Source organism: Pseudohaliea sp., from assembly GCF_054552115.1.
The window spans coordinates 221,517-244,205 of sequence record NZ_JBTOLW010000001.1 but is presented as its reverse complement, the minus strand read 5'-3'; the positions used below and the strand labels follow the sequence as shown (position 1 = coordinate 244,205).

Below are 22,689 nucleotides of genomic sequence, written 5' to 3'. Positions count from 1 at the left end.
AACGGCGACTACTGTACAGGCATACAGTATTTGTACAGGGAGAGCACACCATGAACGATGCATTGCGCGAAGTCGTCAGCCGCCGCGACACCTGGCTCGGCCGCGATGGCCAGCCGCTCTTCGGCGGCGCGCCGGCAAACAGCGACCACCACGGCCGGGACACGCTGGCCACGGGCTATGCCGCCCTCGACGGTGCCCTGGTTCACGGCGGCTGGCCCCTGGGCAACACCGTCGAACTGCTCAGCGATAGCAACGGCCTCGGCGCCATGGGCCTGTTCCTCCCCGCCATGGAGCGGCTGAGCAGCCGCGGCCGCTGGCAGGTCTTCATCGCCCCGCCCTGCACGCCCTATGCGCCGCTGCTCGCCGCCCGCGGTATCGACACACAGCAGGTACTGCTGGTACACCCGCGCAGCCGCGAGGACCTGCTCTGGAGCACCGAGCAGGCCCTGCGCAGCCCCACCTGCAGCGCGGTCTTCAGCTGGCTCGGCGCCGGTGACTACCGCTACGCGGAGCTGCGCAAGCTGCAGCTGGCGGCCACCGCCGGCGACAGCCTCGCGGTCCTGTTCCGGGCCACGCCCGCGGCCCAGGCGCACGCCCCGGCGCCCCTGCGGCTGCAGCTCCCGGCCTATCGCCAGGTGCACCTGCTCAAGCAGCGCGGCGGCCGCCAGGGCATCGACGTCTCCCTGCCGGCCAGCGACGATGTACCCGGCCAGCCGCAGCTGTGGGAACTGCCGGCCTTCACGCCGGCAGCGGCAAGCCCCGCCGCGGCCCCCGTGGCCTAGTGTCGCACCGGGTAGCGACGGCGTGGCACCATGGGGTATAAATCCGCCGCATTCACCGGCTGCCAGGGAGGCATCCCATGCAAGAGTTACCCCATCACTACACCGTATCCGCCAGCGCCGGCGACAATGACAACGTCCTGGTCCAGGCCACGGACCTGCCGGAGATCGTCACCGCCGCCCCCGCCGAGTTCGGCGGCCCGGGCGACCGCTGGTCCCCGGAGTCCCTGCTCATGGCCGCCGTCGCCGACTGTTTCATCCTCAGCTTCCGCGCCATCGCCCGCGCCTCGAAGCTCGAGTGGACCGGCATCGAGTGCAGCGCCACCGGCACCCTCGACCGCGTCGAGCGCGTCACCCGCTTCACCGAGGTCCAGGTCAGCGCCACCCTGCGCATCCCCGCCGACACGGACCCGGAGAAAGCCGACCGCCTGCTCCACAAGGCCGAGCAGTCCTGCCTTATCACCAACTCCATGACCGCCAGCACCGCCCTCACTACCGAGGTCGTGAGCGAGTAAACGCACACAGCCAAGACGGACCACCCCATGGACCAATGGCTATCGGACTACGGCGTAACGCTCGGCGTCGGCGGCCTGATGCTGTTCATGGTGTTCATCGTCTGGGACCTGGCGCGGCGCAGCAATGCCGGCCGCCTCGGCACCTTCGTGCTGTTCATCGCCCTCGCCATGGGCATCGTGGGTTTCCTGATCAAGGGCGCGATCACCTACCTGCTGGAGCACGGCGGGCTCTAGGCGGGATCCAGGCGGGATCCAGGCGGAACCCGGGCGGGAAAAGGCGCGCGGCCGCCCGGCCGCGCGCCCGGGGGCGGCCTCAGCCTGCCCGGGTCTCCTCGACGAGGCGCTCGATCTTACGCTCGAGGATCGACAGCGGCACCGGGCCGTCCTTCAGTACCTCGTCGTGGAAGGCGCGGATATCGAAGCCGTCGCCCAGGGCGCGGCGCGCCTCCTCGCGCAGTTCCATGATCTTCAGCTTGCCGATCATGTAGGCCGTGGCCTGGCCCGGCATGGCGATATAGCGCTCGATGGCCTTCACCGCGTCACCCTCCGGGTTCGGCGTGTTCTCGAGGAGATAGGCGATCGCCTCCTCGCGGCTCCAGCGCTTGCTGTGGATGCCGGTGTCGACCACCAGCCGGCAGGCGCGCCAGAGCTCCATGGCCAGCCGGCCAAAGTCGGAGTACGGGTCCTCGTAGAAGCCCATGTCCTTCGCCAGTTCCTCCGTGTAAAGGCCCCAGCCCTCCGTGTAGGCCGTAAAGCTCGCGTACTTCTGGAACTCGGGAATATCGTCCAGGGCCACGGTGATGGCGCGCTGCATGTGATGCCCGGGAATACCCTCGTGGAAGGCCAGGGCCTGCAGCTGATAGGTGGGCATGTCCGCCATGTTGTAGAGATTGGCGTAGTAGATACCCGGGCGGGAGCCGTCCTTCGGCGGCGCCTGGTAGAAGGCCTTGCCGGCGGACTGCTCGCGGAAGGCCTCGACGCGCTTGACCACGATTTCCGCCTCCGGCAGCAGGCCGAAGTACTCGGGCAGGCGCTCGCGCATGGCGTCGATGCTGCGCCGGGCCTCGGCGAGGTAGGCCTCGCGGCCGGCGTCCGTGTTCGGGTAGTAGAACTGTTCATCCGTGCGCATGAACGCGAAGAAGTCCTGCAGGCTGCCCTCGAAGCCGACGGTCTCCATGATGGCGCGCATCTCGCCGTGGATCCGTGCGACCTCGGCAAGGCCGATCTCGTGGATATCGTCGGCACCGAGCTCCGTGGTGGTGTACCAGTTCAGGCGCGTGGCGTAGTAGTCCTCGGCCCGGGGAAAGCGCCAGATGCCATCGGCCTCGGCCGCCTGTTCTGCCTGCGTCTCCACGGCGGCGATGAGCCGCTCGTAGGCGGGCTCGACGACCTCGACCAGCGCCGTGCGCGCCTCCTCGAGGAGCCGCTCGCGGGTTCCCTCGTCGAGGGCGAGGCCTGCGACCTTGTCCTGGAAGTCCGCCCACAGCGTGGAATCCTCGCCATCGTCGTCGTAGGGCACGCCGGTGATCACGTTGCGCGCCGCCTGCACGATCTGCGGATACTGCCAGTCCGCGAGGACAAGCCCTTTTTCCGTGCGGATCTCCAGCTGCGCGATCACCTGGTCGAAATAGTCACCGACGCGACGCAGGCGGCCGATGTAATCCTCCGCATCGGCCAGGCTGTTCACCCGGTGGATATTGATGAGCGTGCTCGGTACCTGGGTGTGCGGACCGTAGAACTGGGTAATGACAAAGTCGTGATGGCGGAACGCATCCCGGGCCAGCAGACGCTCGAGGTTGAGCTTGTAGAGGTCCCAGGACAGCTGCTCGTCCGCCGGCAGGGCGTCGCGGTCGAAGGTCTGCAGCCGGGTGAGACGGCGCTCGTTGATCGCGCGGGTCTCGTCCTGGAAAGCCTCGGAGACGCTGTTCCACTGGTCATTCCTGGTCTTGATGCCGCGGTAGGTCGCGGTCAGTGGATAGCGCGCCATGTCCTCGGCATAGGCCTCCTCGAGGAAAGCGCGGAAGTCGGACACGACGGCCTCGCCACTGTCTGTGGAGGCGCTGGAGGCCACCGGGCCATCGTCCTGGCCGCAGGCCAGGAGGCCGGCGGCGAGGAAAAAAGCCAGGGGCGGGCGAAAGGGTCGAAACACGGGATGCTCCTTGCTGGCCGGGAGTGAAAAGCGATGAGCGGACGGCGCCGCCGAGGGCGCGCATGATGACCCAGCGGCGACCGGATTGCCAACGCCCCCGGGGAGCATGGCGCGCTGGACAGGTGAGGGATGCGCGGAGATACTGGATGCATGTACAGTATCTATCGTAAGCTGGCCGGGTTTTACCTTCGCCCGCCGCGCAGCGGGGGGCGGCCTTGAGCCTGTGGCTCTGCCTGCGCTTTCCGCGGCTGGCGCTGGAATGCCAGGCCAGCAGCGAGGAGCGGCCGCTGGCCCTGGTGGAGCGGCAGCGGCTGCTGCAGGTCAACGATACCGCCGCCGCCCTGGGACTGGCCCCGGGCCAGGGTGTCGCCACCGCCCGGGCCCTCGCCGGCGACGAGCTGCAGCTCCTGGCCCGGGATCGGGGCCGGGAAGCCGACAGCCTGGAAGAGCTGTGTTGCTGGGCCTACGGCATCACCCCGGTCCTGCACCGCTGGCGCGAGGACTGCCTGCTTCTCGAGATCGGCGGCTGCCTGCGCCTGTTCGGGGGCCTCACCGCGCTCCTGGGCCGCGTCGACCGGGGCCTGGCACAGCGCGCCCTCAGCTACTGCCGCGGCATCGCGCCGACACCGAAGGCCGCCTGGCTGCTGAGCTTCGCCGGCGAACCGGCCGCCAGCGCCCTCGAGCAGCCCCTCGAGGAACGGCTGGCGCCGCTGCCCCTCGCCCGCCTGGCGGTCCTGCTCCCGGCGCTCGGGGCCCTGGAGGAAGCCGGTCTTGCGCGCCTCGGCGATGTCCTCGCCCTGCCGGAGCGGGCGCTGGGGCGGCGCTGCGGCCGCGAGGCGGTAGCCCTGCTGCAGCAGGTGACCGGCCGCGCCCACGACCGCCAGCCCGCTTTCCAGCCGCCGCTGCGCTTCCGCGCCCGGCACCGCTTCGGCTACGAGGTGACCGGCAGCGAGGAACTGCAGCCGGCGATCCGCCGGCTGCTGGACGCCCTGGTCGCCTTCCTGCGCAATACGCAGCAGCAGACCGGCACCCTGCACTGGCATTTTATCGGTGCCCGCGGGCAGCGCCAGGCGCTCACAGTACGCGCCAGCGCGGAAACCGGCGACGCGGCGACCTGGGCCGGGCTCATCCAGACGCGCCTGGAGCGCTACCCGCTGGCCGGGGGCGTGGAGACCCTGGTACTCCGCTGCGACGAGCTGGCACCGGCCACGCCCGGCGGGGGCGACCTCTTCGCCGAAGCCGGGGCGGAGCCGCTGGCCAGCCTTCGCGACCGGCTCCGCAACCGCCTCGGGCAGCAGGCGATCCGCCACCTCGCCTGCCGCAGCGAGCATCTTCCGGAACGTGCCACGGCCACCAGCGCCGAACCCGCCGCCGGCAGTGAAACGGCCTGCGGCACCTTGCGGCCCTTCTGGCTCATGCCGGAACCCGTGCCATTGCGCGCGGGCGGGGACGGCAGCCTCCACGGCCACGGCCGCCTGGTGCTGCTGCACGGACCGGAACGTATCGAGGACAACTGGTGGGAAGCGCCCGTGAGCCGCGACTACTTCGTCGCCGAGGGCCGGGACGGCGGCCGCTACTGGGTGTTCCGGGACCGGCGCCGCGACCGCTGGTACCTGCAGGGCGTCTTCAGCTGAATACCGGCATGCGGCACCTTATCTTTGAAAAACAACAGGTTAGCAACATAGGATATTTGCCGCAGGCGCCCTTCGTGGTCATGTGCAGGATGTCGTCGGCGGAGGAAACCCCTAGTATGGCCCGGCCTGCAGAGGGAGGGATACATGACACGATACCGGCTCCACCGGCCGCCAGGGTTCTGCCTCTGGCTGGCCCTGCTCACGGCCGTCCCGACGGCCGGCGCAGCCACCCTCGGGGACGCCCTCACCGGCGCCCTGGAGCGCGCCGGCCCGCTGGGAGAAACAGACCTGCCGGAAGCCAGCAGCTGGCTCTCGGGGGTCCCGACGCTCTCTGCCAGCTATGTCGACAGCCAGGAGCCCCTCGGCACCGACGAGGCGGAAGTGAGCCTGAACCTGCCCATCAAGTCGGCCGCGCGCCGGCGCCTCGACGGTGAACTGGAAGCGCAGGCGAGCGACTACGCCGAGGCCGCCGCCGCCTACCGGCGCTGGCTCTACGCCGGCCAGGTCCGCGAGGCGGCCTGGACCCACCGCCTGGCGGCCCTGGACCTCGCCGCGGCGCGCGAGCGCCGGTCACTGCTCGCCGAGCTGAACGACCGCCTGGGCCGCCTCGCCGACAGCGGCGCCATTCCCCGCTACACCGCGCTCATCACCGCGCGCTCCCTGGTCGACGCGGAACTCACCGTGGACGAGGCCGAGCGGGCCCTGGCCCGGGAAGAGCGCCTCTTCGAGGCCCTCACGGGCCTGTCGAGCCTGCCGACAGACCTCGCCGAGACCGGCCCGCCACCCGCCGTGCCGGACTGGCAGAGCCACCCGGCACTGCGCCGCCTCGAGGCTGCCCGGGCGCAGGAGACCACGCAGCTCGCGCTGTCCGCCCCGGCCACGGCGAGCTGGAACCTGTCGCTCATTGCCCGCGAGTTCGAGGGGCCGCAGCTCACGGAGGACCAGTACGGCGTGGCCGTGGAGATGCCGCTGAACTTCCTCGGCACCCAGAGCAGCAGCAATCGCAGCCAGCAGAGCGCGGCCCGGCGGGATTACCTCATCGCCCGGGACCAGCTCTGGCTGTCCCTTCGCCGGCAGTGGGACACGCTCCAGGCAGAGGCGCAGCACCTGGCCCGCCGCCGGGAGCTGCTCGGCGAGGCCGCAGTGCTCGCTGACCGGATCGAGGCCCAGGTCACCGCCCTGGAAGCCAGCAACGAGATCGAGGCAGAGCTGCGCCTGCAGCGCCTGCTGGATGTACTGGACACCCGCGCCGCCCTGGCGCGGACCGAAGCCCTGATCGGGCGCAACGCGGCGCGCCTGCGCCAGGCCGCCGGGAGGACCCCCTGATGCGCATCACCCTGTTCCTGCTCCTCTGTGTCGCCGGCGTCGCCCGCGCGCAGGACGTGCCCCTGGCCGCCCTCGGCGACCTCGACCTGCGCTATGCGCCGGTGGAGGTCATTGACCGGGTCCCGGGCGCTCCGCTCCGCGGGGTCGTACGCGCCCGCGGCGGCGAGGACTACCGGGTGCTGCTGCCCCGGACCGCGCACCGGGCGACCTTCGTCGCCGTGCCGGGCCAGCGGGTCGCCGCCGGCGAGCCGGTGGTGCGCCTCGAGGGGCCGGAGATCCATCATTGGCAACTCGAGTTCGAGGCCGTCACCGAACGGCACGCCCTCGCCGAGGCGCGCTATGCGCGCAACCGTCCCCTCTACGAGGATGGCGCGCTGCCGGCGGAGCGCTGGGCGGCGATCCAGGACAGCTTCCTCGAACTCAGCCTCGAGTACGAACACATGCGTCATTTCGGTGAGCTGTTGCTGCCCGACGAGGACGAGGACTCGCTTCTCGTCGGCGCCCCCATCAGCGGGATGCTTCACTTCGATTCGCGCGAGCCGGCGCGCGGCGAGCGGGAAGTGCTGTTCTCGGTCATTCCCGACGATGCCCTCCACGTCCAGGTCGAAGTGCCCGTCGACCGCGCGGAGAACCTCCGCGACCTCGCCGTCGGCGACTGCAGGCTTGCCATCGCCAGCATCGACCGGGCCGCCGACGGCTTCTTCGTGGCGGCCTGGAGCGAGGCCCTCAGGGGCGACTGCCGCTGGACCCCGGGCACGGTACTCAGCATCAACCCGCGCTACGCCACCGCTGCGCTGGTCATTCCGCGGGCAGCGCTCTTCCAGTGGCAGCGCGAGGCCCATGTGTTCGTGCGCGACGGCGAGCAGTTGCGCGCCCGGCCGGTCACCGTGCTCGGCGACACGGCCGGGGGCTATGCCGTCGCCCGGGACCCGGCACTGGCGGACAGCGAGGTGCTCGTCGCCTCGGTGAGCGCCGCGCAGGGCATCCTCCTCGGTCTGGGGAGTGAATGATGCTGCCCGCGATTGTCCGCTTCTCCCTCACCCAGCGCCTGTTCGTGGCGGTGCTGGCCCTGGCAGTGACCGGCCTCGGCCTGCGCGCCTGGCTGCAGCTGCCCATCGATGCCTTCCCGGACATCGCCCCGACCCAGGTCAAGGTGATCCTGAAGGCACCGGGCATGACCGCGGAGGAGATCGAACGCCGGGTGACCTACCCGATCGAGACCGAGCTCCTCGGCATCCCGCGCCAGGCCATGCTCCGATCCACAACGAAGTACGCGATCACCGCCATCACCCTCGACTTCGTCGAGGGCACCGACATCTACTGGGCCCGGCAGCAGGTCAACGAGCGCCTCGCCAACGTCCGCGACCGGCTCCCCGCCACCGTGGAGGGCGGCGTCGCGCCCATGAGCACCCCGCTGTCGGAGATGTTCATGTTCACCCTGGAAAATCCGGACCTGGACCTCATGGAGAAGCGCCAGCTCCTCGACTGGGAGATCCGCCCGGTCCTGCGCACGGTCCCCGGGGTCGCGGACGTCAACATCCTCGGCGGCTACGCGCGCAGCTACCAGGTCACCCCGGACAGCAACCGGCTGGCGCAGCTCGGTCTCGGCCTCGAAGACCTGCGCCGCGCCATCGAGAACAACAACCGCAACGTCGGTGCCGGGCGGATCAGCCAGGGCAACGATGTGCTGGTGGTGCGCACCGAAGGGCGCCTGCTCGGTGCCGAAGACCTCGCCGCCGTGCCGGTCCCCGCGCCCTCCGGCGACTTCTACCGCCTTGAGGACCTGGCCCGCGTCGAGATCGGCCACCTCGCCCGCTACGGCGCGGTAACCCGGGACGGCGAGGAAACCGCCGAGGCCCTGGTCATCGCCCTCAAGGATGCCAATACCGGCGCCGTGGTCGAGGGGGTGAAGGCGAAGCTCACCGAACTCGAGCGCAGCATGCCCCCGGGCACCGAGCTGAACGTGTTCTACGACCGCGCGCGGCTGATCGACACGGCCATCGGCACGATCACCAGCGCACTGGTACAGGCAGTGCTCCTGGTCATCGGCCTGCTCGCGCTGTTCCTGGGCAACCTGCGCGCGGCGCTGGTCGTGTCCCTGTCGCTGCCGCTGGCGGCGCTGGTGACCTTCCTGCTCATGGACCTGACGGGCCTGTCCGCCAACCTCATGAGCCTCGGCGGCCTGGTGATCGCCATCGGCATGATCGTGGACTCCTCCGTCGTGGTGGTGGAAAACGCCGTGACCCGGCTCGCGGACGCCGCACCGCTGCCGCGGCTGCACGTGATCTACCGGGCCACCCGGGAGGTCGCCACGCCCGTGGTGTCCGGGACAGTCATCGTACTCATCGTCTTCTCGCCGCTGCTGACGCTGACCGGCCTGGAGGGCAAGCTGTTCACCCCCGTGGCACTGACCATCGTCTACGCCATGCTGGCAGCGCTGATCATCGCCCTCACCCTCGTACCCATCCTCGCCTCGCTGCTGCTGACAGCGGAGTCGGCGCGGGTGCCGCGCTTCATGCAGCGGCTGCAGGCCCTGTACACGACCACCCTGCGCCGGGTGCTCGCGCGGCCCGCGCCGCTCGCGACCGTGCTCGCCGTGCTCCTGGCTCTCAGCGTCGTGCTCGCCGCGGTGGTCGGCAAGACCTTCATGCCGGTCATGGACGAGGGCGACATCATCGTGCAGCTGGAAAAGTCACCCACGATCACCCTGGCAGCCTCCGTGCACCTCGACGAGCAGATCGAGACCGCGCTCCTCGCCGGGGTGCCGGAAATCCGCCAGGTCGTAGCGCGCACCGGCTCCGACGAGCTCGGCCTCGACCCCATGGGCCTCAACGAGACGGACATCTTCATGGAGCTCGCCCCCCGCGGGGAGTGGGACGCACCGGACAAGGCGGCCATCGAGGACAGCATCCGCGCGGTGCTCGAACGCTTCCCCGGCATCAACACGACCTTCACGCAGCCGATCCAGATGCGCGTGTCCGAGATGCTGACAGGTACCAGCGGCGACGTGGCCATCAAGATCTTCGGCGACGACCTCGCCACGCTTGCCGACCTCGTGGAGCGCAGCGCCGCGGTCGCCCGTGGGATCGAGGGCGCCGTGGACGTCAAAGCCGCGGTGACCGAGGGCGGCAAGTTCCTCGCCGTGCGCGTGCGCGGCGAGGTCGCGGCCCGGCACGGCCTCGACACCGAGGCGCTGGCCGACCGGCTCCGGGCCCGGCTGGAGGGCCTCGGCATCTCCGAGATCATCGAGGGCCGCAGGCGCACCCCGGTGCTCTTCGCCGCACCGGCCGGCGCCACGGACCGCCCCGCAAGCCCGTCGGCCCTGGCGCAGCAGCCCGTGGTCCTGCCCGATGGCAGCGTCGCGCCGCTGTCCGCCATCGCCACGATCAGTTACGAGGAGGGGCCACTGCTCATCGAGCGCGAGCAGGGCCGGCGCTTCGGCTCCATCACCCTGAACGTCGCGGGCCGGGATATCGTCGGCTTTGTCGAGGAGCTCCGTGTTCAACTGCGTGAGCGTGCCCCGCTGCCGCCGGGCTACAGCGTCGCCTTCGGCGGCGAGTTCGAGAACCAGCAGCGCGCCATGCGCAACCTGCTGCTGGTGATTCCCGTGGCCCTGGCGCTGATCCTGATCATCCTGTTCACCACGTTCCGCTCTCTCGTGCGGGCCGGCCTGATTCTCGGCAACATTCCCTTTGCCCTCATGGGCGGCATCATGGCGCTGTTCGCGAGTGGCGAATACCTGTCCGTTCCCGCCTCCGTGGGGCTCATCGCCCTGCTCGGTGTGGCGGTGCTGAACGGCGTGGTGATGCTGAGCTATTTCGAACAGCTGCGCAGCGCGGCCCTCGGTCTCGAGGAACGCATCCTGCGCGGCGCCGGCCAGCGGCTGCGGCCGATCCTCATGACCGCCACCACCGCCATGTTCGGCCTGCTGCCCCTGGTCTTTGCCAGTGGCCCGGGAGCGGAGATCCAGCGGCCGCTGGCAATCGTGGTCATCGGCGGGCTGCTCACGTCCACACTGACCACCCTGTACCTGCTACCGGTCTTCTACCAGCTCGCGGAGGGCAAGCGCCATGACTGATTCCCGCCTCCTCGTCTTCATGGTGCCCCGGGAGCGGCGCGACGATTTCGTCGACGTGCTCATGGGCCGGAAAGGCCTCGCCGGGTTCACCCTGCTGCCGGCCCTCGGCTTCAGCCGCGAGCACAGTCATTTCAGCATCCCGGAGCAGGTGGCCGGATACCGGGACTTCGACCGCTTCGAGGTCCTGGTGGAAGCTCCGGACCTGCCGCCCCTCCTGGAGCGCCTGTCGGCGGCCTGCGGCCGCGAGCGGCTGCGCTACTGGCTGCTTCCGGTCATCGATGAAGGGCACCTGGCGGCCCCCGCGGAGGGTGCCGAGGAGCCCTGACGCCGCGCCAGGTTCCCCGCAGGCACCTGCCGCGCTGCGCAGGAACGGGTGCCTGGCCCGTTAAAGCACGCTTTATGAATGTTTTATGACAAAACGGTTACAAATTTGCCTTTTGCCCGGCCGCGGGGTAGGGTTTTAGCCAGTGCCTAGCATGGCATCGTTACATTAATGTTACAGGGACGTGAAACTCGCCGTGAGGCGAAGGAGTCTGACCATGAAAACGAAAACACTGAGCATGCTCGGCGCCCTGGCCCTGCCCCTTGTCGCCGGCAGCGCCCTGGCCGAGATCACCCAGGATTGCATCCTCGAAGGCAACGTCGACAAGCGCAAGGCTGCCCAGCTCGGTCGCGATGTCTACGTGAAGTTCCGCAGCGCCGAGGCCGGCGATGCCGCGCCCTGCGACATGAGTCGCAGCAATCGCAGCCGCCGGGTGCAGTTCAAGGCGCCGGGTACCGATGACATCAGCGATGCGCCCCACGGCGCCACGGTGAAGTACCGTTACATCGAGCGCAACCACGAGCGCGGACAGTGGCAGCTGATCGAGCGTTCTGACGGCGCCATCTGACGGCCCACGCCGCCCGGCCCCCAAGCAAGGCAAGGAGTGCCGGGCGGCACGCTCCGCTTTCCTCAGGGCGCCCTGTTCCTCGACTGGTCGACCCAGACCAGCTCATCCGTTGCGAAACCCAGAGCCTCTGCCCGGGCCACGAAACGCTCCTTGAGCGCATCGTCTACCGTGGGCGTGCGCGCCAGCAGCCAGAGGTAGGAGCGGTTGAAGCCGGACACGAACGCATACTGGTAGGCGGCCTTGTCCAGCTCAAAGACCACGTAGGAGCCGTAGAAGGGGCCGAAGAAGGACACCTTGAGGTGCCCCGTGGCCGGCCCCTGGACGAAGCGGGCGATGCCCTCGGCCTCATCCCACTCGCCCGCATCCACGTCATAGCCGCGGTTGAGCACCCGCACCGAGCCATCGTCATTGAGACTGTAGTTGGCATTCACGCCGTCGAGCCCGCGCTCGAAGCTGTGGTCCAGCCGGGCGATCTCGTACCAGCGGCCGAGGTAGCGATCCACCTCGAAACCTTCGACGGGCTCCACGCCGTCCGGCATGCCCGTACAGCCGGCCAGGAGGGCGAAGAGAGAGGCGAAGAGAAAGGGGAAGCAAAGGACGGTAAACAGTCGACGCGGCATGGTTTCCTCCCGCCGGGATGGTCCGGCCAGTATAGCGGCCCGGGGACGCCGCCCGTTGATCCTGCTCAACGGCGGGTGGCGGCTTCCTGCCGCTGCCCGCGCAGTACCGCGCGCCGGGAAAAGACCGGCCCGATGACCTCGAAGACGACGGTGGAACTGATCACCAGGGTCAGGAGCAGGCTGCGGTGCGCCGGCAGATGGTTCGCCGCAACCAGCGCCATGCCGATGGCGACGCCCGCCTGTGGCAGCAGGGCGTAACCGAGCTGCCGGCCCGAGCGGCCATCGAGGCCGGCCGCCATCCCACCGAGCCCGGCGCCCGCGACCTTGCCCAGGGAGCGCAGGCCCAGGTAGCAGACGCCGATGACGCCGATCTGCGCCAGCGCGGCGACATCGAGGCTCGCCCCCGCGAGCACGAAGAAGAGCAGCAGGAACGGGTCCTCGATGTCCTCGATTGCGTGGAAGGGATACTCGTGGTGCCGGGCGAGGTTGGCGATCACCGCGCCGAGGGTCATGGCGGCGATCAGGAAGGACACCTCCAGCCAGAGTGCGAGGCCCCCGCACAGGAACACCAGGCCAATCGCCTCGGAGAGGACGGGCTGACCGGGCCGCACCCGGCCGGTCAGGTAGGCCGCGGGCACGCCGAGGGCACCACCGAGGAACAGGGCACCGAAGACCTCGCTCAGCGCCGTGAGCACGAAGCCGGTTTCTCCGGCGGCGCCCACCGCCGCCGTCGCCACGGCCATGCCGGCAGAGAACAGGACCAGGGCCCAGACATCGTCCAGGGCGACGATGGCCAGGAGCGCGCGGCCGAAGCGGCTGTCACCGCCCGTTTCCTGCACCACATCGAAGACCGCCGCGGCGTCCGTGGCCGAGGCGATACAACCGAGCACCAGGGCAACGGGCAGCGGCAGACCGAGGGCCCAGAGCCCGCCGGCGACCACCGCCGCCGTCAACAGCGCCGCCACGAGGGAAACGGACAGCACCTCGGCGCTCGCGCTGCGCAGCCGTGCCGGGGTGAGCTGGCCGCCGAGGAGGAAACCGACCATGACCAGGGCCATGTCCGCGACCACCGGGAAGAGCGCGCGGATCTCGGCGGGAATCAGGCCGAGCCCCGCATCGCCGATGAGTACCCCGAAGAGGAGGAGCAGCGTCACCCGCGGCAGGAACGTCCGCCGTCCGATGGTCGAGGTCACGAGCCCGAGCAGGAAGACCCCGCCGAGCGTGAGCAGAAGCTGGTAGGAGGTCGCCAGGCCTTCCATCAGTCGTTACTGCGCTGCCGTCCCGTCATGGCGGCTCCCGGCCGGTGCATCCCGTGAGTATACCGTCATCGAGCGCAGCTGCCGTCAGCACGCGCGCTCGGCCACTGCCACTGCCGGGCACTGGATTTTCCCGCGGCCATGACGGATCGTTACGCCATGGGCGACAAGCACGAAGAGATCGAGTTCAAGGCCGGCGTCGATGCCGCCACCCTGGCGAGGCTGCGCCGGCACCGGGCCCTGCGCCCCGCCACCATCGGCCGGGCCAGCACACGCAAGCTGTTGTCGATCTACTATGATGCCGGCGACCTGCGGCTCATGCAGGCGGGCCTCTTCCTGCGCATGCGGCGCAGTGGCGGCCACTGGGAGCAGACCGTCAAGGCGGCGCGGCTGGCCCTGCCCGGGCTGCAGCGGGTCACCGAGGTGACGGACCCGGCCGACAGCCCGACCCCGTCGCTGGCTCGTATCTCGCACGCCGCCGTGCGCCGGGCCCTGGAGGGTGCGCTCGCCGGCGCAGCGCTACAGCCCGTGTGCCGCTCCGACATCCAGCGCACCACGCGGCTGCTGGAAGCAGCCGAAGGCCGCGTCGAGCTCGCCTTCGACCGCGGCTCGGTCACCGCCGGCGACGTAGTGGACCCGTTCTGCGAGGTGGAGATCGAATGCATCGACGGCGGTGCCGAGCCGGCCTGGGCCTGGGCACAGACCCTCCTCGGCAGGGAGGCCGCCCGCCTCGTGCAGCCGAGCAAGGCCGCCCGCGGCTTCACCCTCGTGGCCGGCGGCGAGCCGCTGCGAGCCGCACCCGACCGCAGCAATCCCTCGACGCTCGGCCCGCAGCGCAACGCCGAGGCCGCCGTGGAGGCGATGCTCGCGCTGCTCGCGCGTAGCATCGCCGAGAACCTTTACACCGTGTTCACCCGCGACGATCCCGAGGGGCCGCACCAGCTCCGCGTGGCCTTGCGCCGGCTGCGCGCCCTGCTCGCGGCGTCGGACGGTCTGCTGCGCGACGGCTGCTGTGATGGCCTGGCGCGCCGCGCGAGGGATCTCGGCCGCCTGCTGGCACCGCTGCGCGACGCGGACGTTCTCACGGCACTGCTGCTCGAGGCAGGGCGCGACGACGAGCTCGATGCCGCCCTCGTCGCCCGGCAGCACGCCGTGCGCGAAGAGGTTCGCGAGGCGCTGCGGCAGGCCGGGGCCACGGGCTTCGCGATCACGCTGCTTCGCCTCGTGGACGAGGGCGCGTGGCTGCCGCGCGGAAAGAAACGCCGGAAGCGCCTGCGGCAGCCGGTGGCGGGTGCTCTCGCGCCCGCGCTGGATGCGCAGTGGTCGAAGGTACGTCGCCACGGCAGGGGGTTCGGCAAGCTCGACGCGGCCGCCCGCCACCGCCTACGCAAGGACCTGAAGGTTCTGCGCTACATGCTCGAGATCACCGCCCTCGACCCGGAGGCGCCGCCACCAAGCGGCCTCCTCAAGGCCCTGGGCCGCCTGCAGGATGCGCTCGGCGTACTGAACGATGCGGACAACCTTGCCGGCCTGCGGCTCAGCCTGGACGACCCGGCACTTGCCCGCGCGCTCGCCCGGCGACAGTCCCGGCTGCCGGTGTTGAAGAAGGCGGCGCGACGCAAGGAGCAGGCGAAGGCACGCCGCGCCTGGGACAAGCTGCACGAGCGCTGGCACCGCTAGCGCGCTGAATCGGCCGGGTAGATGTAGCGAAAGGTGAGGTTCACCCGCGGGCCGCAGGACCGCGCCTGCCGCGGGATCTCGTGCTTCCAGTTCGCCTGCGTGTCCCCCGCCATCACCAGGACACTGCCCGCAGGCAGCGGCAGTTTCAGCGGCCTCACTTCCCTGTCGTGGCGATGCTTCAGACGAAAGGGTCGCGGCTCGCCCAGGCTCAGGGAAGCGATCACCGGGCGCTCGCCCAGCTCCGGCTCGTCGTCCGCGTGCAGGCCCATGGCATCCTGCTGGTCCCGGTAGTAGTTGAGCAGCACGCTGTTGAAGGGCGCGCCGGCGAGCCGCTCCATGCGCCGGCGCAGGTCATCGAGGCGCGGCGTCCAGGGCAGCGGCTCGAGCGTCGTTCCCGAATAGCGGTAGCTGGCACCGGGATCCCCGTACCAGGCGAACAGCCGGGGCTGGCGGTAGCGCTTGCCGAAGAGCACCACGTCGCCGCTCCGCCACGGGGTGTCCCGCAGCAGTTCCTCGAGAAGGGCGTCGCTGGCGAGGCCCAGCGCCACGGCGCGATGCAGCACCAGCGTGGCCCCGGGGGCACTGATCACCTCTGATGAGGTTTCCGGAAAAAGATCCATGCGACAATTATGAAGCGGGGGACGGCTCCGGCCCAGGGACGGGCAGCTCCCGCGAGTCTGCTGCCAGGGAATCGTCCATGACCGCCATACCGACCCCGCCCGGTGACCGCATCCTCCTCCTCGACACGCTGCGAGGCTTCGCGGTCCTCGGTATCCTGCTCATGAATATCATCGGCTTCGGCCTGCCGTCGCCGGCCTATTCCCACCCCGGTTTCGACGTTTCCGCCGCACTGTCACCGGACCTCGTCGCCTGGGCCGCCGTCGAACTCCTCGGCGAGGGCTGCATGCGCGGCCTCTTCTCCCTGCTCTTCGGCGCCGGCCTGCTGCTCTTCACCACCGGCGACGGCGCCAAAGGCGCGGCGGTCCACTACCGGCGCATGGGCTGGCTGCTGGTCTTCGGCCTTGTCGATGCCTACCTGCTCCTCTGGTTCGGCGACATTCTCGTCTGCTACGCGATCTGCGGTGCCCTCCTCTACCCGCTGCGCAACGCCCGGACGCGCACGCTGCTCGTGCTCGCCTTACTGGTGGCACTGCTGAGTACGGTGCTCTACAGCGTGCTCCACCTGATGCTGCAGTTCGCCCGCGATGCGCACGAGGCGCTGGCTGCCGGCGGCGACCCGGCCACATTACCCCCGGAGTTCGAGAGCGCTGCCGCCGGCTGGCGGGAGTTCAGCGCCCCCTACCTGGTCGGGGCCGAGGCGGTGCAGGAGGAGCTGAGCCAGCGTCGCGGCTCCTACGCCAGCGCCTTCGCCTGGAACCTGCCGCAGGTGAACAGCATCCTCTTTTTCGTGAACCCCGTGTTCCTGCTCTGGGATGCGCTGATGATGATGCTGCTCGGCATGGCGCTCTACCGTCTCGGCATACTCCGCGGCGAAGCCTCGCGGCAGACGCTGCGCCGGCTGATGCTGGGCGGTTTCGCTCTCGGCCTCGCGGTCAACGGCTGGGAGGTGGCACGCGCCGTCGGCGGGGGCCTGGCCCTGATGGACACCTTCGCCCAGCTGCAGTGGAGCTATCACGCGGGGCGCCTCGGCATGACCCTCGGCTACCTGGGCCTGGTCGCCTGGCTCCTCCAGCGTGGCTGGCTCAACGCCCCAGCAAGGCGCCTCGCCGCCGTTGGCCGCATGGCGCTCAGCAACTACCTGCTGCATTCCCTTGTCGCCCTGTTCCTGTTCACCGGTGCCGGGCTCGGCCTCGTCGGGCACCTCGGGCGGGCGCAGCTGTACCTCGTGGTCCTGGCCCTGTGGACCCTGCAGCTGTGGCTGAGCCCCTGGTGGCTGGCGCGCCACCGCTTCGGGCCGCTTGAATACCTATGGCGCCGGCTCACCTACCTGCGCGTACCAGCGCCGCAGACGGCGGTGGCGATGCCGGAAAACCGCCCGGTAGACCGGCGCGATCAGTGAACCGAGCAGGGGCAGACGGCAGGCGAAGACCACCCGATCCTCCACGAGCGTCCCGCCCGGGACCGCTCGCAGCAGCCGCTTGTGCCGCCAGTTGCGCATGATCAGGGAGCTTGAGCGTTCGTAGAAGCCCGCCTCCCCCGTGGCTTCCAGGCGAAAGTGGTGGAGGTCAAGCGGCAGCACACCGAGAAACAGGATGACACTCCGGAACAGCGGCCGGCCTACCGGCCAGGCGGGCAGGGGCCGCCCGGCCCAGGCTCCCGGCATCGTCATGCGCAGCCACGGCCCCAGTTCGGCGTTCACCGCCGGAGGGCGGAGCAGCCTCGACGACGCTTCCGCGGCCGGCAGCGCCAGGGTCGACGACAACACGAAACCGGGCACGGCGTCAGCGCGGCGTGCGCAGCACGGCGGGCAACAGCCGGCGCAGGAAGGCGAGCTGGCTGCGCAGGTAGCCATCGTAGCGCGGCAACCCGTCCTCAACGGCCTCGTCGGCGGCGCAGAACAGGTGCAAGGCGGGACTCGGCAACACCATCGACCGCTCCAGCAGTGCCGCCGGCACGAAGGCGAGCCGCGGTGCGAGCGGCAGGTCGAAAAACTCGACCACCGGCTCGCGACAGCGCGCGCAGCGCCCGCGGTCGACCGCCGGCGGCGGTCGAAGCCGCTCGAAGGTCAGGTCACTGCCGGGCAGCACGGACACCTCCCGGCGGCGGTACACGACCACATCCGCGCGGGGGGCTCCGTTGAACTGCCGGCAGAGGGAGCAATGACAGTAGAAGCGCAGCAGGGGTGCCGCACCCAGCTCGAGGCCCGACACCCCGCAGCCGCAGTGAAAACGGCGCTCAGTGTCCATCAGCGCAGGGCCCGGGGCGGCTCACGGCTGGCCGGCAGCCCGCGTCGTGCCGTGCGCCAGCGCCGTCGCCTCGATCTCGATCTCCAGCTCCGGGAGCGCCAGCGCCTTTACCTCGACGATCGTGTCCGCCGGGTATGGTGGCGTGAAATAGCGCTCACGAAGGGCGACGACGTCGGGAAAGCGCCCCATGTCCGTCAGGTAGATGGTGACCTTGACGACCTGCGCGAGGCTGGAGCCACCGGCTTCCAGTACCTCCGCCAGGTTCGCGAAGACCTGCTCCGCCTGCGCGGCGAAGTCGCCAACGCCGACCAGGTTGCCACCCCTGTCGATCGCCGCCTGGCCCGAGGTGATCAGCAGGTCGCCGACGCGGAAGGCCTGGGATATCCGGTAGGGGGCCAGCGGGTCGGGCTCGGTGCTTACTTGCAGCGCATCCATTGTGGGTGAGTCTCCTTGGCGGGGGGCGGGTTGGAACTACAGCGAATCGATCCGGGCAGACACCGCCGCCGGGTCGGCGCCCTCGAGTTCGACGATTTTTCGGGAAGCGGCGCCGCCGGCGACGATCCGCACCGCGGCCGGCTCCAGGTCGAAGAACGCGGCGAGCAGGGACGCCACGGCCCGGTTCGCCCTCCCCTTCTCCGGCGGCGCGCTCACCCGGACCTTGATCGCATCACCCAGGCGCCCCACAACCTGGTCGCGGGAGCTGCCCGGCACGACCTTGAGGGTGAGCCTCACCGGCGCAGCCGCTGCCACAGCGAACGCAGAAGCCAGGACAGGGGCGATACGATGACGCTGAGGGCAACCAGGAGGGCAGGCAGTACCAGCAGCAACCACAGGCCCTGCAGCGGACCCAGGTCCAGCGTCAGGTCGATGTCGCCCGCGAGCCCGCCACCCCAGGCGAGCAGCAGCGCCAGCAGAAGACCGAGCGCGAGGCCGGTCCAGAGAGCGGCGCCGCTGCTGCCGGCGAGGTGGTCGCGGAACTCGGCCACGCGGCGGTCACCGCTCGGCGGGCGTCAACCGGAGCAGGCGCCCCTGGCTGCTGCCGCGCTCGTCCTCGAGCACCCAGAGCTCGCCCTCCGGCCCCTCGACGACGCTGCGGATACGCGCACCCATCGGGTAGCGTGCCACCTCTTCCGCGCTGTCTTCGCCGAGACGGATACGGACGATCGCCTGGGACGACAGGCCGGCGGCCAGCGCATCGCCGCGCCAGCCCGGAAAGAGGTCGCCGCGGTAGATCATGAGGTCACCGGGGGAAATGACCGGCGTCCACCAGGCCTTCGGCGCTTCGAACCCCGGACGGGTATCGTGGTCGGGCATGGGGCGCCCGTCGTAATGGTCCCCGTTGGAGACCACCGGGTAGCCGTAGTTGGCGCCGCGCTTCACGAGGTTGAGCTCGTCGCCCCCGGCCGGGCCCATCTCGATCTCCCAGAGCCGGCCCTCGGCATCGAGGGCGACACCCAGCGGGTTGCGGTGCCCCAGGGACCAGATCTCGCCGTAAACGGCGACGTCATCGACCAGCGGCTCCTCGCTCCGGTAATCCACGAACGGATTGTCGGCGGGCACGGAACCGTCGTCGTGCAGACGGAGCATCTTGCCGAGGTTGGCCTGCATGTCCTGCGCCGGCGTGAACTTCTGCCGGTCGCCGGAGCTGATCCACAGGTAGCCCTCGTCATCGAAGAGCAGCCGGTGGCCGTAGTGGCCGTAGCCAAAGACCTTCGGATACTGGCGCCAGACCACCTCGACATCGCGCAGCGCCGGGCGCCGGCCTTCCGTAGCCAGCACACCGCGGACGACCGCGGCGCCGCGCGTGTCGCCGGTGCCGCTCTCGACATAGCTCAGGTAGACCAGGCCGTTCTCCGCGAAGTCCGGATGCAGCGCAATATCCCCCAGGCCGCCCTGGCCGCCGTAGGCCACATCCGGCAGCCCCGTCACCGGACCGGCCCTGGCGCCGTCCCGGGAAACGACGAACAGGCTGCCCTTCTTCTCTGTCACGAGCATGCGGCCGTCCGGAAGGAAGGCGAGCGCCCAGGGCTCGTCGAAATCGGCAATCACCTCGCGCTCGAAGGTCGCGCCGGCATCGGCGCAGGCGAGCACCGGCAGCAACGCAAAGGCGCACAGGAGGCAGCGGAACGTGACCATGGTAAAGCTCCTCGTGATCAGGTGGCGGGTTGCTGATGCCCCTGACTCTAGCGGAACGCCATCTGTGCCGCCAGCCGGGGCACGGCGGCGAAGGAACCTGCTATCGTTCGCCTGTCATCCCGATCCTGGCAGCAGCACCCGGCATGTTCGCTCGCTTTAACTACCGCTGCCGTCGCGCACGCCGCGCGCGGCGCCTCCGGCAGACCCGCCTCCGCTACGGTGCCTGGCGCGCCGCCTGCCGCCGCCTGCCGGCTCTCGACTACCTGGACAGGGACCAGCGCGCACGGCTGCGCATGCTCGCCGGCCAGTTCCTCGCCGGGAAAACGATCGCCGGCGCCGGCGGCCTCACCGTGGACGCGCCCATGAGCACCGCCATCGCGGCGCAGGCCTGCCTGCCCGTGCTCGAGCTCGGCCTCGAGGCCTACCGGGGCTGGCAGACCGTCATCGTCTACCCCGACACCTTCCTGGTCGACCGCCAGGAGTTCGACGAGGCCGGCGTGCTCCACGAGCGCCGGCAGGAGCTGGCCGGCGAGTCCTGGGAGCAGGGGCCGGTCATCCTCTCCTGGGGCGACATCGCCGGGGATGGACCCGACGGCGACCTCGACGGCGCGATCATCATCCACGAGTTCGCGCACAAGCTGGACATGCTGAGCGGGGGCCCCAACGGCATGCCGCCGCTGCACCGCGGCATGGATCCCGCGGCCTGGACCGAGGCGTTCAGTGCGGCCTATGCGGCCCTCTGCGAGGCGGTAGACGCCGGGGCGGAAACGGCGGTCGACCCCTACGCGGCCGAGTCACCGGGCGAGTTCTTCGCCGTGTTGTCGGAGGAATTCTTCGAAGCACCGGCGCGGCTCGAGGCCGCCTTTCCCGCCGTCTACCGGCAGCTGTCGAGCTTCTACCGCCAGGACCCCGCAGCCGCTGCGCACCGCGCCCGTGCCCCCGGCTAGCGAGGCTCGAGCCTTTCGTCACCGGCAGCGACGAGCACCGCTTCCACCGGCCGCCGGGGCGAGGCCTCGCCGGGGTCGTCACAGTAGCCCAGGCGCAGGAGCACCTGCGGAAAGCCGTCGTGCCCGAGGCAGTGCTGCAGCCGGTGCCGCAGCGCCGGTAGCTGCAGCGGCTGGTTGAGGTAGCCCGCCTGGAGCCCGTGGCCGCAGGCCACCAGCAGCAGCCGCTCCAGCGCCTGGCCGGCGCGGAGCCAGGCTTCGCTGCTGTCACCCGCGGTCCCGATGGCAAGGAGCAGCGGCGAGTTCTCTGCCAGCGCGTGATCCTTCGCGCCGACGCCGGTGCCCATGTCCACCGTGCGCACGACCACCTGCGCCAGGGGGGCCACGATGCCGGCGAGCGCCAGCCCGTCGCCGCGGCGTCGCGGGTGCATCCACTGCGCCAGCTCGCGGCGCCAGTGCGGGCTGGCCCACTGCATCGCATCGCCCTCGGATACCAGCGCCGCGACGGCCTGTCGCTGCGCCTCGTCGTCGACGACAACCGCCCAGGCACCCTCGTCCTCCGCCGTGCGCAGCAGGTCCCGAAGCACGGCCGGGGGCACCGCCCGGTCGTCGAAGCGCTTGCGCAGCGTACGACGGCGACCGATCTCCTCAGCCAGCGGCGCATCGCTCCCGGGGCCGGTGGCGACGGCAAGGTGCACCGTCGCGAGCAGGTCCTCGTCATCAGCGTCCGGCAGCAGGCGGCAATCGGCCCGCAGTCCAGCGGCAGCGGCGGCCACGCGAAGGTTCAGGAGCGCGCAGCCACAGCTGATGGTGAGCTCCCGGTCATCGGGGTCATTCACCGGCAGTGCCCGCGTGCGGTCTGCGAGCAGATGTACAACGTCATCCTCGAGCCGGAACAGCCAGGGCTGGGTGTTGTGGCTGGAGGGCGCCTGCACCGCCGCCTCCAGCAACCCCCGATGTTCCGCGTTCAGTCGAGTCTCCCGTCGTTGCACCATGGCGCGGCCTCCCTGTCGTCCGGTTGCCATACCCTCAAGGTAGCAGGACTCCTGCCCCGGGGTGAGGCCTGCTGCAGCTCAACGGAACCATGCTATCGTGCCCGATAGTACGACAACGACAAGAGAGCATCATGGCCGCTCCCCTGGAAATCGACGTCTTCTGGTCCTTCCGCAGCCCCTGGTCCTACCTGGCGACGCCGCGCCTGCGCGACTGGCAGACCCGCTACGCGTTGACGGTGAACTTCCGGCCGGTCTACCCGCTGGCGATCCGCACGCCGGAGTTTTTCCACAACCAGCCCCCCCAGTGGCTCGGCTACTTCCTCACGGACCTCATGCGCTGCGCCGGATACCTTGCCCTGCCAATCAGCTGGCCCGAGCCTGACCCGGTCAACCAGTACGTGGATGACAACGGCGTGCGCCAGACCGGGGAAGAGCAGCCCTACATCCACCGCCTGACCCGCCTCGGCGCCCTCGCCGCGGAACAGGGCGACGGCATCGCCTTTGCCGACGAGATCGCGCGCGTGATCTGGGGCGGCACGAAGAACTGGCACGAGGGCGACCACCTGGCCGTGGCCGCGGCCCGCGCCGGCTTCGACCTCGCGGCCCTGGACCGGCAGATCGAGGCGGACGCGGACCGGCTGGAAGCCGTGATCGAGGAAAACCAGGCTGCCCATGAAGCCGCCGGGCATTGGGGCGTGCCGACCTGCACCTTCCGCGGCGAGCCCTTCTTCGGCCAGGACCGGCTCGACGTGCTCCTCTGGCGCCTGCGGCAGGCGGGGCTGTCGGAGCGCTAGCTGTCGGCAGTTGTTTCGGCCGGCAG

Annotated in this window: 24 protein-coding genes; 13 read left to right on the top strand and 11 right to left on the bottom strand. The window is 70.3% G+C overall.

What is annotated here, in order from left to right; genetic code table 11:
* Nucleotides 1–50: 50 nt before the first annotated feature.
* From imuA to ACX93N_RS01110, 3 genes are all read left to right on the top strand, one after another.
* Nucleotides 51–782: a translesion DNA synthesis-associated protein ImuA gene (imuA, locus tag ACX93N_RS01120; protein WP_459426538.1), complete on the top strand. Its 732-nt coding sequence runs from the start codon at nucleotides 51–53 to the stop codon at nucleotides 780–782.
* Between the two features lie 77 nt (nucleotides 783–859).
* Nucleotides 860–1,294, top strand: coding sequence for an OsmC family protein (locus tag ACX93N_RS01115; protein ID WP_459426537.1), 435 nt, complete (start codon nucleotides 860–862; stop codon nucleotides 1,292–1,294).
* A 27-nt stretch (nucleotides 1,295–1,321) separates the two neighbouring features.
* Nucleotides 1,322–1,528, top strand: a complete 207-nt coding sequence (locus ACX93N_RS01110; RefSeq protein WP_459426536.1) for a DUF2788 domain-containing protein — start codon at nucleotides 1,322–1,324, stop codon at nucleotides 1,526–1,528.
* A gap of 79 nt (nucleotides 1,529–1,607) precedes the next feature.
* Here the strand turns inward: ACX93N_RS01110 and ACX93N_RS01105 are convergent, their stop codons facing one another.
* On the bottom strand, nucleotides 1,608–3,443 hold the full coding sequence (locus ACX93N_RS01105) for a DUF885 domain-containing protein (protein ID WP_459426535.1): 1,836 nt from the start codon (nucleotides 3,441–3,443) through the stop codon (nucleotides 1,608–1,610).
* Between the two features lie 215 nt (nucleotides 3,444–3,658).
* Here ACX93N_RS01105 and ACX93N_RS01100 point away from each other — a divergent pair, with 215 nt between their 5' ends.
* The 6 genes from ACX93N_RS01100 to ACX93N_RS01075 all read left to right on the top strand — a co-directional run bounded on the left by ACX93N_RS01100 (nucleotide 3,659) and on the right by ACX93N_RS01075 (nucleotide 11,371).
* Nucleotides 3,659–5,077 (top strand): Y-family DNA polymerase, encoded by a 1,419-nt coding sequence (locus ACX93N_RS01100; protein WP_459426534.1) that lies wholly within the window; start codon nucleotides 3,659–3,661, stop codon nucleotides 5,075–5,077.
* A gap of 144 nt (nucleotides 5,078–5,221) precedes the next feature.
* Nucleotides 5,222–6,403 (top strand): TolC family protein, encoded by a 1,182-nt coding sequence (locus ACX93N_RS01095; RefSeq protein ID WP_459426533.1) that lies wholly within the window; start codon nucleotides 5,222–5,224, stop codon nucleotides 6,401–6,403.
* On the top strand, nucleotides 6,403–7,413 hold the full coding sequence (locus ACX93N_RS01090; RefSeq protein ID WP_459426532.1) for an efflux RND transporter periplasmic adaptor subunit: 1,011 nt from the start codon (nucleotides 6,403–6,405) through the stop codon (nucleotides 7,411–7,413). Before ACX93N_RS01095 ends, ACX93N_RS01090 begins: the two co-directional genes overlap by 1 nt.
* Nucleotides 7,410–10,481: an efflux RND transporter permease subunit gene (locus ACX93N_RS01085; protein WP_459426531.1), complete on the top strand. Its 3,072-nt coding sequence runs from the start codon at nucleotides 7,410–7,412 to the stop codon at nucleotides 10,479–10,481. Before ACX93N_RS01090 ends, ACX93N_RS01085 begins: the two co-directional genes overlap by 4 nt.
* The gene (locus ACX93N_RS01080; RefSeq protein ID WP_459426530.1) at nucleotides 10,474–10,806 is read left to right on the top strand and encodes a DUF3240 family protein; all 333 of its coding nucleotides are present in this window, start codon (nucleotides 10,474–10,476) and stop codon (nucleotides 10,804–10,806) included. The genes ACX93N_RS01085 and ACX93N_RS01080 overlap by 8 nt, the downstream gene beginning before the upstream one ends.
* A 214-nt stretch (nucleotides 10,807–11,020) precedes the next feature.
* On the top strand, nucleotides 11,021–11,371 hold the full coding sequence (locus ACX93N_RS01075; protein ID WP_459426529.1) for a hypothetical protein: 351 nt from the start codon (nucleotides 11,021–11,023) through the stop codon (nucleotides 11,369–11,371).
* Between the two features lie 62 nt (nucleotides 11,372–11,433).
* On the opposite strand, the gene ACX93N_RS01070 is transcribed toward ACX93N_RS01075, so the two are convergent.
* Entirely contained in the window at nucleotides 11,434–11,991 is a 558-nt protein-coding gene (locus ACX93N_RS01070) for a lipocalin family protein (RefSeq protein ID WP_459426528.1), read from the bottom strand.
* Nucleotides 11,992–12,056: 65 nt separating this feature from the next.
* Nucleotides 12,057–13,250 carry a cation:proton antiporter gene (locus ACX93N_RS01065; RefSeq protein WP_459426527.1) on the bottom strand — a complete coding sequence of 398 codons (1,194 nt, stop codon included), beginning with the start codon at nucleotides 13,248–13,250 and terminating at the stop codon, nucleotides 12,057–12,059.
* Nucleotides 13,251–13,388: 138 nt separating this feature from the next.
* Between ACX93N_RS01065 and ACX93N_RS01060 the strand changes: the two genes are divergently transcribed.
* The gene (locus ACX93N_RS01060) at nucleotides 13,389–14,927 is read left to right on the top strand and encodes a CYTH and CHAD domain-containing protein (RefSeq protein WP_459426526.1); all 1,539 of its coding nucleotides are present in this window, start codon (nucleotides 13,389–13,391) and stop codon (nucleotides 14,925–14,927) included.
* Here ACX93N_RS01060 and ACX93N_RS01055 read toward each other — a convergent pair.
* The gene (locus ACX93N_RS01055; protein ID WP_459426525.1) at nucleotides 14,924–15,517 is read right to left on the bottom strand and encodes an alpha-ketoglutarate-dependent dioxygenase AlkB family protein; all 594 of its coding nucleotides are present in this window, start codon (nucleotides 15,515–15,517) and stop codon (nucleotides 14,924–14,926) included. The two genes, ACX93N_RS01060 and ACX93N_RS01055, sit on opposite strands and share 4 nt — an antisense overlap.
* Before the next feature lie 107 nt (nucleotides 15,518–15,624).
* Here ACX93N_RS01055 and ACX93N_RS01050 point away from each other — a divergent pair, with 107 nt between their 5' ends.
* Nucleotides 15,625–16,947, top strand: a complete 1,323-nt coding sequence (locus tag ACX93N_RS01050) for a DUF418 domain-containing protein (RefSeq protein ID WP_459426524.1) — start codon at nucleotides 15,625–15,627, stop codon at nucleotides 16,945–16,947.
* Here the strand turns inward: ACX93N_RS01050 and ACX93N_RS01045 are convergent.
* From ACX93N_RS01045 to ACX93N_RS01020, 6 genes are read right to left on the bottom strand one after another with little or no spacing between them, the layout of a single operon-like run.
* Nucleotides 16,855–17,325, bottom strand: a complete 471-nt coding sequence (locus ACX93N_RS01045) for a hypothetical protein (RefSeq protein WP_459426523.1) — start codon at nucleotides 17,323–17,325, stop codon at nucleotides 16,855–16,857. The genes ACX93N_RS01050 and ACX93N_RS01045 overlap by 93 nt on opposite strands.
* A 4-nt stretch (nucleotides 17,326–17,329) precedes the next feature.
* Nucleotides 17,330–17,794 carry a GFA family protein gene (locus ACX93N_RS01040; RefSeq protein WP_459426522.1) on the bottom strand — a complete coding sequence of 155 codons (465 nt, stop codon included), beginning with the start codon at nucleotides 17,792–17,794 and terminating at the stop codon, nucleotides 17,330–17,332.
* 21 nt (nucleotides 17,795–17,815) lie between these two features.
* Complete coding sequence (locus ACX93N_RS01035) at nucleotides 17,816–18,229, bottom strand: RidA family protein (RefSeq protein WP_459426521.1); 414 nt, start codon at nucleotides 18,227–18,229, stop codon at nucleotides 17,816–17,818.
* Between the two features lie 36 nt (nucleotides 18,230–18,265).
* Nucleotides 18,266–18,526 carry a DUF167 domain-containing protein gene (locus tag ACX93N_RS01030; protein WP_459426520.1) on the bottom strand — a complete coding sequence of 87 codons (261 nt, stop codon included), beginning with the start codon at nucleotides 18,524–18,526 and terminating at the stop codon, nucleotides 18,266–18,268.
* Complete coding sequence (locus ACX93N_RS01025; RefSeq protein WP_459426519.1) at nucleotides 18,523–18,780, bottom strand: hypothetical protein; 258 nt, start codon at nucleotides 18,778–18,780, stop codon at nucleotides 18,523–18,525. Before ACX93N_RS01025 ends, ACX93N_RS01030 begins: the two co-directional genes overlap by 4 nt.
* A 7-nt stretch (nucleotides 18,781–18,787) precedes the next feature.
* On the bottom strand, nucleotides 18,788–19,930 hold the full coding sequence (locus ACX93N_RS01020; protein WP_459426518.1) for a PQQ-dependent sugar dehydrogenase: 1,143 nt from the start codon (nucleotides 19,928–19,930) through the stop codon (nucleotides 18,788–18,790).
* 143 nt (nucleotides 19,931–20,073) lie between these two features.
* Between ACX93N_RS01020 and ACX93N_RS01015 the strand changes: the two genes are divergently transcribed.
* Nucleotides 20,074–20,877, top strand: coding sequence for a M90 family metallopeptidase (locus tag ACX93N_RS01015; protein ID WP_459426517.1), 804 nt, complete (start codon nucleotides 20,074–20,076; stop codon nucleotides 20,875–20,877).
* Here the strand turns inward: ACX93N_RS01015 and ACX93N_RS01010 are convergent.
* Nucleotides 20,874–21,869, bottom strand: a complete 996-nt coding sequence (locus ACX93N_RS01010) for an Acg family FMN-binding oxidoreductase (protein WP_459426516.1) — start codon at nucleotides 21,867–21,869, stop codon at nucleotides 20,874–20,876. The genes ACX93N_RS01015 and ACX93N_RS01010 overlap by 4 nt on opposite strands.
* Before the next feature lie 131 nt (nucleotides 21,870–22,000).
* On the opposite strand from ACX93N_RS01010, the gene ACX93N_RS01005 reads away from it, so the two are divergent.
* Nucleotides 22,001–22,663 (top strand): DsbA family protein, encoded by a 663-nt coding sequence (locus tag ACX93N_RS01005; protein WP_459426515.1) that lies wholly within the window; start codon nucleotides 22,001–22,003, stop codon nucleotides 22,661–22,663.
* The last annotated feature ends 26 nt before the right edge of the window (nucleotides 22,664–22,689 follow it).